Annotated in this window: 6 protein-coding genes; 3 read left to right on the top strand and 3 right to left on the bottom strand. The window is 64.3% G+C overall.

Annotation, left to right across the window (positions count from 1 at the left end; all coding sequences use genetic code 11):
• On the bottom strand, window positions 1-788 hold a 788-nt coding region (locus VEJ16_15285; GenBank protein ID HYB11029.1), incomplete at its 3' end, for a glycosyltransferase family A protein.
• A 79-nt stretch (window positions 789-867) separates the two neighbouring features.
• Between VEJ16_15285 and VEJ16_15280 the strand changes: the two genes are divergently transcribed.
• The 3 genes from VEJ16_15280 to purH all read left to right on the top strand — a co-directional run bounded on the left by VEJ16_15280 (window position 868) and on the right by purH (window position 5,501).
• A complete protein-coding gene (locus VEJ16_15280) occupies window positions 868-1,908 on the top strand; it encodes a glycosyltransferase family 4 protein (GenBank protein HYB11028.1) in 1,041 nt (346 codons plus the stop codon).
• Window positions 1,909-1,989: 81 nt separating this feature from the next.
• Window positions 1,990-3,921 (top strand): nucleoside-diphosphate sugar epimerase/dehydratase, encoded by a 1,932-nt coding sequence (locus VEJ16_15275; protein HYB11027.1) that lies wholly within the window; start codon window positions 1,990-1,992, stop codon window positions 3,919-3,921.
• Complete coding sequence (gene purH / locus VEJ16_15270) at window positions 3,918-5,501, top strand: bifunctional phosphoribosylaminoimidazolecarboxamide formyltransferase/IMP cyclohydrolase (protein ID HYB11026.1); 1,584 nt, start codon at window positions 3,918-3,920, stop codon at window positions 5,499-5,501. The genes VEJ16_15275 and purH overlap by 4 nt, the downstream gene beginning before the upstream one ends.
• Here the strand turns inward: purH and VEJ16_15265 are convergent.
• Both VEJ16_15265 and VEJ16_15260 read right to left on the bottom strand, forming a co-directional pair.
• A complete protein-coding gene (locus VEJ16_15265) occupies window positions 5,491-6,801 on the bottom strand; it encodes an MFS transporter (GenBank protein HYB11025.1) in 1,311 nt (436 codons plus the stop codon). The genes purH and VEJ16_15265 overlap by 11 nt on opposite strands.
• Before the next feature lie 177 nt (window positions 6,802-6,978).
• A partial coding sequence (locus VEJ16_15260; protein HYB11024.1) for an NAD-glutamate dehydrogenase occupies window positions 6,979-11,296 on the bottom strand: 4,318 nt, incomplete at its 5' end.

Here is an 11,296-nt window from a genome sequence, read left to right as displayed (position 1 = left end):
TGCGCGAAGTGCCAAGCGCGGCCCGAAGCGCGTCTCAGTGCAAGACGGCGTGCGCGCCATGGCAGGTCCGGCTCGCTTGCGACGAAGCGTGCCAGGGCCAGATTCAAATCGTGGAAGGTCTGGGCGGCGTTTTCGGACATGCGCCCCGGTGCGGCGGCGGGTGCGAGGTAGACACAGCGCTGCACACGTGCGAATTGCGCGGCACGCGCGAGGCGCAGCTCGATCGAGTAGTCCTGGATGAACACGCCCGGGTCGCAGCCCCCCGTGGCGCGCACCAAATCCGCGCGTGCGAGCCATGCCGACGGCGTTGTTTGGGCACGGCGAAGCGACGTGCCAAGCGTGTTCCCATCGACCACGGGGTCTCGATCCGCCGAAGGCCGGTTTGCTTTTTCTGCGGCACGCCCGGGCCCCTCGTCGAGACGATATTCGTCGCCCGCGCCATAGGCCAAGGCGCAACCCGACCTGTCAATCGCCCGCAGCAAGCCGCGCGTCGCGTCAAAAACGAGCATATCGTCGCCGTCGACCGGCTTGATGAAATCCCCACTCGCCGCACGGATGCCCGCATTCATGGCGAGCGATGGGCCGCGATTCGGCTGATCGATGATCTTGACCCCTGTCCAATTCGCGACGAGATCGAGCAAGACCGCAAGGCTGCCGTCGGTCGAACCGTCGTTGACGAAAATATGCTCGCGCTCGAACTCGCCGGCCTGACGGGCCAAGCCTTCGATCAGGTAGGGCAGATAGGGGGCCTTGTTGTAGATCGTGACGACGTAGCTGACACGTGGCATTCGAGCTCCGCAAGCACCCGCTTTCATTGTCATACCCGGCCCGGGATTACAAGGTGTGCGGCGTAGGTTGGCGCTGCAAATGCGCTCCTATAACGCTATAAAGCAAGCCATGAATTGGGGTTGGGCGATCGCCGCGTCCGTTGCGAGCTTTGCCATGAGTGCGGTCGGCACGCGCGTGGTCCTCGGCCATCTGCGCGCGCGCGACATTCTCGATCATCCGAATGAGCGTTCGAGCCACGCCGTACCGACGCCGCGGGGCGGGGGCATCGCGGTCCTGGCAGCGGTCCTGCCGATCTGGGCGCTCATCGCAATCTTTGGCCCGGGCAGCTCCCACAACGCCTTTTTGCCGATAAGTGCGGCACTTGTGCTCGCATTCGTGAGCTGGCGCGACGATGTCGGCGGCCTCTCGGCGCGCGCGCGCTTTGCGGTCCATATCGGCGCCGTCGCGGTCGGTCTCATGGCCTTTCTCTCGCGCGGACCGATCTTCCCGCTGCTGCTTCCCCTTTGGCTCGACCGCCTCGCGGCGGGGTTCGCCTGGCTATGGTTCCTCAATCTCTTCAATTTCATGGATGGTATCGACGGCATTACCGGCGCGGAGACGGCGGCAATCGGCATCGGCGCCGGTATCGTGGCCCTGCTGATCCCAGCCGACGTCGACGCGCTTTACGGCCTAAGCATCGCCGCGGCCGCCCTCGGCTTTTTGTTGTGGAATTGGCATCCCGCAAAGATCTTCATGGGGGACGTGGGCAGCGTGCCACTCGGCTATCTGCTGGGCTGGCTGTTGCTCGACCTTGCCTCGCACGGCGCCTGGGCGCCGGCACTCATATTGCCCCTCTATTATCTCGCGGATGCAACCCTCACGCTCCTCAGCCGTTTAGCGCGCGGGGAGCGGATTTGGCAAGCGCACCGGGAGCATTTTTATCAGCGTGCGGTCCGGGGTGGCCTCAGCCATGCGCGCGTGGTGCAAGCGATCCTTCTGGCGGACGTTATCCTAATCGGCCTTGCCTATTGGTCCGTCCCGTCGTCTCCGTTGCCATTTATGCAGCTCGCCCTTGCAATCCTCGTGGTCGTCCTGCTGCTCGGCTTTCTCGGCACCCGGCGGCCCGAAGCCGCCCGGTAATTGGCCAGCGAAGGGCTATTGGGCGGAAAGGCGGCTATGTTATTGTCGGCGCCTTCGGGGACGGTCCGAAACTCGAAACGGATGCAGATATTGAGCCGAATCCTGACTCGCGCGCGCGTCGTCTACCTCCATGACTTGGTCATGGTGGCGCTGTCGTTTCTCGTTTCGCTCTACCTCCGCGTGGGTTCGGCACTCTGGTGGTATCTCGACAATTACCTTTGGCCGGCCTTCATCCTGTTCGTCCTGGTCGCTGCCGTAACCCTGCTTGCGCTGCGCACCAACCGCACCGTGTGGCGATACGTCTCCATGGAGGACCTGGTCGGTATCGCCAAGGTGTCGACCATCATCGTCCTCGCCTTCTTTCCGCTTCTCTTTCTTTGGACCCGCCTCGAGCAGATGCCGCGCTCGATGCTGGTGATCAACTGGTTCGTGCTGACAGCACTCCTCGGCGGCCCGCGTGTGCTCTACCGCATCCTCAAGCATCGCCACCTCGGTCTCACGCTCGCCAAGTCGGGCCACCGCCGCGTTCCCGTGCTACTCGTCGGCGCCGGCGACGGCGCCGACCTCTTCATCCGCGCCATGCAGCATGAACCGACAGCGCACTACCAAGTCGTCGGCCTGATCGACGAAAAAGGCTCCCGCGTCGGACGCGACATTCATGGCGTGCCGGTGCTTGGCAGCACGGGCGATCTCGCTGAAATTGTCGCGAAATGCGCGCGGCGCAACCGGCGGCCCGAACGCCTCATCGTTACCAAGGAAAACCTCGAACCCGAAATCCTGCGCGGACTGCTCGAGGGTGCGGAAGCGCTCGGCCTCACCTTGGCGCGCGCCCCGCGAATGACCGACCTGCGCGACGGCGTTTCGGACCGGTTCGAGACGCGCCCCATTGCAATCGAGGACATTCTGGGCCGCCCGCAAACCGTTCTCGACCGTGCCGGCATGCGGGCGATGATCGCGGGCCGGCGCGTCCTCGTGACCGGCGCCGGCGGCACGATCGGCGGCGAGCTCGTGCGCCAGATCGCCGAACTCGAGCCGCGCCACCTCGCTCTCCTCGACAACGGGGAATTCAATCTCTATCGCATCGATCAGGATCTCACAGAGCAGCGGCCGGAGCTGCCGCATAGTGCCATCCTGGCCGACGTGCGCGACGCAAAGCGTGTCTCTGAGGTCTTTGCCGTCGAGAAGCCGGAAATCGTGTTCCACGCCGCCGCCCTCAAGCATGTGCCGATGGTCGAGCGGAACCCAAGCGAGGGCGTGCTCACCAATCTGATTGGCACGCGCCAAGTCGCCGATGCCTGCGATGCTTCGGGTGTTGCGGCGATGGTGTTGATTTCGACGGACAAGGCGGTCAATCCGGCGAGTGTGATGGGGGCGACGAAGCGAGCCGCCGAATGCTATTGCCAGGCGCGCGACATCCTTGCCGCAGCCGGCCGCCGCAGGACGCGCTACATCACGGTGCGCTTCGGCAACGTGCTTGGCTCGACCGGTTCCGTGGTACCCCTATTCCAGCATCAAATCGAACGCGGCGGCCCCATCACCGTCACCCATCCCGATATCGCACGCTACTTCATGACTGTGCGCGAAGCAGTCGAGCTTGTGCTTCAGGCCGCCGCCCTCGGTGCCACCGACGGAGTCGAGGCCGGCAAGATCTTCGTGCTCGACATGGGCAAGGCGATTCGCATCGTCGATCTCGCGCGCCAGATGATTCGCCTTGCCGGCTTGCGGCCGGAAAAGGACATCCGGATCGTCTTCACGGGATTGCGCCCGGGTGAAAAGCTCAATGAAGAGCTGCTGCACGAGACGGAATATTTGGTGCCGACCCGATGCCGGGGCATTCTCCTTGCAGCACCGCGCACCGCCGATCTGGCGATCCTGTCGAGAGCGCTCGACGAGATCGGCGAAGCCGCGGCGGCGGCGCGGGAGGAACAGCTTGCAGCTCTTCTCGAGCGCGTGGTGCCGGAGTACCGCCGGGTCGGCGAAGGTGTCGAGCGAGTCGCGGCGGCGTCGCGATGAATGACGGGCTAGTAACGATCCGCCGCGCGCTTGTTTCGGTCTCGGACAAGACCGGGCTCGTTGCGTTTGGCCGTTTTCTGGCGGAGTGCGGTGTTGAAATCCTTTCGACCGGCGGCACGGCCAAGGCACTCGCGGATTCGGGCATCGCGGTCAAGGACGTCGCGACCCATACGGGTTTTCCGGAGGCCATGGATGGCCGGGTGAAGACGCTTCACCCCAAAATCCACGGCGGGATCCTCGCGCGGCGCGACCTTGCGTCCCATCGTCAGGCCATGGCCGATCATGGCATCGTGGCCATCGATCTCGTCGTCGTCAATCTCTACCCTTTCGAGACGACCGTCGAGCAGGGCGCTTCCTTCGAGACCGCAATCGAGAATATCGACATCGGCGGTCCAGCGCTCATCCGTGCTGCCGCGAAGAACCATGACTTCGCGGCTGTGGTCGTGGATCCCTCCGACTACGGGGTCGCAATGGCGGAAATGCGCGCGCAAAAGGGGGCGACGACATTGGCGCTGCGCAAGCGCCTTGCCGCCAAGGCCTTTGCGCGCACGGGCGCATACGATGCGGCGATCGCCGGTTGGTTCGCGAACCAGCTCGGCGAGACTTTTCCCGAGTGCATGGTCGCGACGGGGACGCGCAGACAGCTTCTGCGCTATGGCGAGAACCCTCATCAGGAAGCGGCATTCTATGTCGGCGGCAGGTCGCGGCCCGGCATCGCCACGGCGCGGCAGCTCCAGGGAAAGGAGCTGAGCTACAACAATCTGAATGACGCGGACGCGGCCTTCGAGCTCGTCGCGGAGTTCGATGAGAAGGCGGTCGCCATCATCAAGCACGCCAACCCTTGCGGCGTCGCCGTCGGTGCAACGATGGTCGAGGCCTACCGCAAGGCGCGCGCATGCGACCCGGTGAGTGCCTTCGGCGGGGTGATCGCGCTCAATCGCGCGCTCGATCTTGCCACCGCCGAAGAGATCGGCGCACTCTTCGCCGAGGTCGTCATCGCGCCGGCTGCGGAGCCGGAGGCGGTCGAAGCTCTCTCCGGCAAAAAGAATCTGCGCCTCCTTGTCACGGATTCGCTGCCCGATCCCGGAGAACCGGGTGTGATGCTTCGCTCCCTCGCGGGCGGCTACCTCCTGCAGACGCGCGACAATGGCAGGGTAGGGCGAGCGGACCTCAAGGTCGTGACCGCACGAGCCCCGAGCGAAACCGAGCTGGCCGATATGCTGTTCGCGGCCCGTGTCGCCAAGCACGTCAAGTCGAACGCCATCGTCTACGCGAAAAATGGTGCTACCGTCGGCATCGGTGCGGGTCAGATGAGCCGTGTGGATTCCTCGCGTATCGCAGCGTGGAAAGCCGAGGAAGCCGCCGCCGCCGCCAAGGAAACGTCCCGCCGCACCGAGGGGTCGGTCGTCGCATCGGACGCCTTCTTCCCCTTCGCCGACGGTCTCCTCGCCGCCGTCGCGGCGGGTGCCACGGCGGTGATTCAACCGGGCGGTTCGTTGCGCGATGACGAGGTGGTCGCGGCGGCCAACGATGCGGGTATCGCCATGGTCTTCACCGGCATGCGGCACTTCAGGCACTGACCCGCGCAGCTCCCCCGACGCGAACCGTCAGGAGCAACGCGAGCCCGGCGACGAGGTAGACGATCACACTGGCCATGCCGGCCCGCTGGCTCGCGAAATGCTCGACCGCGAGACCGTAGATGGCGGGACCCGTGAAGGCCGTGATCTTCCCCGTGAGAGCATAGAGACCGAACATTTCGGCTTCCAAGCCGCGCGGAACGAGGTGCGCCATGAGTGTTCGGCTCGCGGCCTGCGCCGGCCCCACGAAAACGCCAAGGGCAAGTGCGACCGACCAGAACCATGGCTTGCTATGGATGAAGAGAATCGCGCCGCCGAGCGCGATCAGGCACGCGAGCGACATGACGATCGTGGGTTTCGAGCCGATCCAGTCGTCGATCCACGCAAAGAGCGCTGCCCCCAGGCCCGCGGTCGCGTTGATCGCGATCCCGAACAGCAACACCTCGTCGAGAGCGAACCCCATCGCTGCGGCTGCGTAAATGCCGCCGAAGATGAAAAGCGTGTTGAGCCCGTCCGCGTAGATCATCCGTGCAATCAGGAAGCGAAGGATGGTCGGCCGCCGAGGCAGATCCTTGAGGTTGTCGTAAAGACCGCGAAGACCGGCCGATACGGCCTGCGTGACACTCATACCGCCCGATTTGCGATCGGGCGCCAGGAGGAAGAAAGGCGTTACGAATGCGGCGATCCAAAAAGCCACGAGAATGGCGGTGGCGCGCACCGGCTCCGCCGCCACCTTGTCGAGCCCGAAGAGTGCCGGTGTCGGCTTGATGAGCGTCACGAGGGCGACCGCGAGACAGCCAAGCCCGCCAACATAGCCCAATCCCCAACCCCAGCCGGAGACGCGTCCGAGGATCGACGGCGGTGCTACGTCGCGCAGACTGGCGTTGTAGAAGACGACGCCGAACTCGTAACTGACGCTGCCAAGCACCACGAGGAGAAGCGTGCGCGCGGCCGATTCCGGTGTGGGGCGGGAAAACCACAAGGACGCGGTCGCCACAACGCACACGGTCGCGAATACGCCGATCCAAGGCTTGCGGCGGCCGGCGCGGTCGGCGATCGCACCGAGCATGGGGCCAAGGACGGCCACGACGAAGCCCGCTATCGAGAGCGTCGCGCCCCAGCGGGCGGCACCTTCTTCCGAAGAGTGCGCAATGCCGGTCGAAAAATAGACACCCCACACGAACGTGGCGATCACGACCGGCCAGGCCGCGATCCCGAAATCGTAAACGCACCAGGCGGCGATGGCCGCGGCGTTGCGTCCGGGCTCCCGTCGATCCTCCAGCGTGCCGGAAGGGCTCTGCACTTAACGCGAGATCGGATAAGAACGAACCGGCCTCGCCCCTCCCTCGCGCCGGCGCAAGCGAACGGGCCTCCTTGTGCGTGCCGCGCAGACACGGGCTCGTGCGAGGTCGACGAGCCGACGCCGAGCCGTGCCCGGAACCGGATGGGTTGGAACGAGTCGAGTCGAACCAATCACGATCTAGACCATCATGCTGCGTAGCTGGCGGTTGGCGACCGCGAGCATGGCAAGGTCCGGCTGGCCCGCACCTTTTATGTCGGCAATCACGCTTTGCGCTCGTTCGACCGCGGAGGCCCGCGCCTCCACCCACGCCTCAACCGCACCGTTGGCGGCGGGGGCCGTGTGCGAGGAATCGAGTACGCGCGTCACGAGCTCGCTCTGGTGCGCGTAGAGATCGTCGACAATCGCGGCGATCGCAAGCTTCTGCCAATGCCCTTGGACCGCGAGATGTTCGGCGGCACTGCGCAGCCAGTCGATGCCGAATCTCGCCCCGATCGCGAAATAGATGCGGCCGACATCCTCAGCAGCGTGCCCGCTCGCCTGCGCCACGCGCACGATGTCGCAGCCCGAAACCAGGAAGTCGAGGCCAGCGACCGGTCGCGCCAATTCGGGGGGCACACCTTGCGCCGTATAGCCGCCGGCGCGCTTGTCGAATGCGGCACGGTCCTCGGGCGAGAGGATACTGTCGACGACCGACCATAGGGCGTCGATCCCGGGGCCGTAATCGGCGACATTGCGCGTGACGTCGAGCGGGTGGCGTCCGTGCGTGAGAAACCACTGGCTGACCTGCTCGATCGCATGGCGAATTTCGATCAGCATGGCCATTTGGACCTCTGCACCGACTTTATTGTCGAGCGACTCGATGCCGCTCCACAACCGGCCGAGGTTGAAGGCGTTCCGCGAAATCGTGTAGGCCCGCGCCACGTCGGCGACCGACATGCCGGTCTTTTCTTCCATCTTGCTCGAGAACGTAATGCCGGCGCGATTGACGAGGCTGTTCGTCGCGACGGTTGCGATGATTTCACGGCGCAGGCTGTGCCGTTCGATCGGCGCGCGGAAGGGCTTGTGCAAGGGCCCCGGAAAGTATGTCACGAGGTCGTCGACCAGGATCGGATCGTCCGGCAGGTCGGTCGGCAGGAGCCGGTCGTAAAGATCGAGCTTGGCGTAGGCCATGATCACTGCCAGCTCGGCTCGCGTGAGGCCCTTGCCCGATCCCGCGCGCTCGAGCAGTTCTTCGTCGCTCGGCAGTGCCTCGATCGTGCGATTGAGCCGGCCGCTGCGCTCCAGCCGGCGGATCAGCAGGACTTGCTCGTCGAGCAGCGCCAAGCCCTCCCGCTCGGCGACGCTGAGTGCTTGGGTCTGCTGATAGTTGTCGTCGAGCACATGGGTGCTCACCTCGTCGGTGATGGCCTGAAGCTGCTGGTCTCGCTGCTTCATGGTCATGTCGCCGCGCGAAACGACGTCGCCCAAAAGAATCTTGAGATTGACTTCGTGGTCCGACGTGTCCACGCCGGCGGAATTGTCGATCGCATCAGTGTTGATGTGCCCGCCCGCGAGCGCGTAGGCGACGCGCGCGCGTTGGGTGACGCCGAGATTGGCCCCTTCGCCGATCACCTTCGCGCGAACGTCTTCGGCATTGACGCGGAGCGCGTCGTTGGTACGGTCGCCCGCCTCGGCGTTGCTCTCGGCGCGCGCCTTGAGGAAGGTTCCGATGCCGCCGAACCATAAAAGATCGATTCGCGCCCGCAGCATCGCCTGGATAAGCTCGGCCGGGGTTACGTTATCCTTCGCGATATCGAAGGCGTCCTTTACCTCCGGCGAGACCTTGATCGATTTCGCCTTGCGATCGATGACACCGCCGCCTTTCGAGATCAGCTTCCCGTCATAGTCCGTCCAGCTCGACCGCGGCAGATCGAAGAGCCGCTGCCGTTCGGCGAGACTCGCGGCGGGATCGGGGTCCGGGTCCACGAAAATGTGGAGATGATTGAAGGCGCCGAGCAGCTTGATGTGCTTGGAGAGCAGCATGCCGTTGCCGAACACGTCGCCCGACATATCGCCGATGCCGACGACCGTGAAATCCTCGCTCTGGATATCCCGGCCAAGCTCGCGGAAGTGGCGCTTGACCCCTTCCCAGGCCCCCTTCGCGGTAATACCCATCTTCTTGTGGTCGTAGCCCGCCGAGCCGCCGGAGGCGAAGGCATCATCTAGCCAGAAGCCGTATTCATCCCGGCTGACGGCGTTCGCGATATCCGAGAACGTCGCGGTACCCTTGTCGGCCGCGACCACAAGATAGGGATCGTCCTCGTCGCGGCGAACCACATCCACGGGCGGGACGATCTTGCCCTGCTTGATGTTGTCGGTCACGTCGAGCATGCCGCGCATCAGCGTGCGGTAGCACTCGATCACCTCGGCCATCAGCGCCTCGCGCCCGCCATCCGCCGGCGGGCGCTTCACGACGAAGCCGCCCTTCGAGCCCACCGGCACGATGACGGTGTTCTTCACCATTTGAGTCTTCATGAGGCCGAGGATTTCGGTGCGGAAGTCCTCCCGCCGGTCCGACCAGCGAATACCGCCGCGCGCGACCCTGCCGCCGCGCAAATGGATGCCTTCCATCCGCGGGCTGTAGACCCAGATCTCGACGAGCGGGCGCGGCTCCGGCAGTTCGTCGACCCTGTGGCTGTCGAGCTTCACGGAAAAATACGGTTTCGGCTTTCCGCCCTTGTCGCGTTGGAAATAATTCGTCCGCACGGTCGATTCGACGAGATTGACGAAGCGCCGCAGGATGCGGTCCTCGTCAAGGCTTTCGACCTTGTCGAGGCCTTGCTCGATCTCCTTGCGGATGGACGTCGCGCGCGCGTCGGCGTCCTTCTGGCTCGCGACATCGAAGCGCGTCAGGAAGAGCCGGACGATGCGTTGCGCCAAGCCCGGATTGTGGGTGAGCGTTTCCTCCATATAGCTCTGACTGAAGGCGATCCCGGTCTGACGCAGATACTTGCAATAGGCGCGCAGGATGACGATCTCGCGCCACGCGAGCCCACCCATCAGCACAAGCCGGTTGAAACCGTCGGCCTCTATCGAACCCGACCAGATGCGCGCGAATGCGTCCTGGAAGTCGTCGCGCAGCGCTTCGAGGTCGATGGCGGCACCATCGGCGCGCATCATGCCGAAATCGTGCAGATAGACCGGGTCCGCACCGTGCGGCTCGACGAGGAAGGGCACTTCCTGCAGCACGCGCAGGCCCATATCCTCTAGCATCGGCAGGATGTCCGAAAGTGCCACGGCGCCGCGGGCATTGTAGATCTTGAATCGGATTTCGTTATCCGCCGCCTCGATCGTGCGATAGAGATGCATCCCTACATCCTGGCTCGCCAGCACCGATTCGATCTTGTCGATGTCGACGACCGCAAGCGGAGCCTTGAAGCGTTCGCGATAGTCCGTCGGGAAGGCATGGGCGTAGCGACGGAAGAGCCTCAAGCCGGCCTCTTCACCCTTGGTCTCGATCAAGGCGGACTTGAGCTTGTCGATCCAGGAGCGGGCGGCTTCGATCAACCGGGCTTCGATGTCCTCGATCCTGAAATCGGGGATTTCGCCCAGCGTAGTCGTGACGATGAAATGGACGCGGGCCAGCATCATTTCGGTCCCGAGCTCGGGCTCGAAGGCGCTGACGGTGCCGTTGAATGCTTCCTCCAAAATGGCGCCGAAACGCTCGCGCAGTTCGGTGTTGTAGCGATCGCGCGGCACATAGACGAGACAGGAGACAAAGCGCTCGAACGGGTCCTTGCGCACGAAGAGTGCGATGCGTTGGCGCTCCTGCAGATGCAGGATGTCCATCGAAATATCGAAGAGTTCGCCTTCTTCAATCTGGAACAGTTCGTCCCGCGGATAGGTTTCGAGGATGTGGAGAAGTGCTTTGCCGTCGTGGCTGTTGGGTGCAAAGCCGCAGCGTGACACCACGTTTGCCACCTTCCGGCGCAAGAGCGGAATGTCGCGCGGAATTCGGTTGTAGGCAGCCGACGTGAAGAGACCGATGAAAATCCGCTCGCCCGTGACTTCATCTTTGTCGCCGAACTTCTTGATGGTCAGCACGTCCAGATAAGTCGAGCGATGCACGGTCGAGCGGCGGTCGGACTTGTTGACCGTGAGCAGCATGGGCTGGCGCAAAAACGCCTGCACGTCGGGCGGCAACGCAGACATGTTGCGCCGGCCGCGATAGACGAGTTCGGTGTCGTCGCGCAGGATGCCGAGGCCGGTCGATGGCGTTACCTCCATCTTCGCCGCGTCCCCGGCACCGACGAAGTCGTACTCGCGGTAGCCGAGGAACGTGAAGTGGTTGTCCTCGACCCATCGCAGGAATTCCTTGGCTTCCGCGACTTCCGGCGGTGGGAGGGGAAGTTCGACGCCGTCGAGATGGGCGAGAAGGTCGCCGATGCGCGCGCGCATCTCGCGCCAGTCCTCGACCGCCGCGCGCACGTCGGAAAGCACGCTCGTGAGGCCGTCG

This window comes from Alphaproteobacteria bacterium (assembly GCA_035625915.1).
Lineage (GTDB): Bacteria > Pseudomonadota > Alphaproteobacteria > JACZXZ01 > JACZXZ01 > DATDHA01.
Note: the sequence above shows the minus strand (reverse complement) of the source record. Positions and strands in the feature narration are given on the sequence as shown.

What these genes read in the sequence shown, in the direction of transcription:
- VEJ16_15280 (HYB11028.1), top strand. Translation starts at nt 868, where the DNA reads ATGCGCTCCTATAACGCTATAAAGCAAGCCATGAATTGGGGTTGGGCG.
- VEJ16_15275 (HYB11027.1), top strand. Translation starts at nt 1,990, where the DNA reads ATGCAGATATTGAGCCGAATCCTGACTCGCGCGCGCGTCGTCTACCTC.
- purH (HYB11026.1), top strand. Translation starts at nt 3,918, where the DNA reads ATGAATGACGGGCTAGTAACGATCCGCCGCGCGCTTGTTTCGGTCTCG.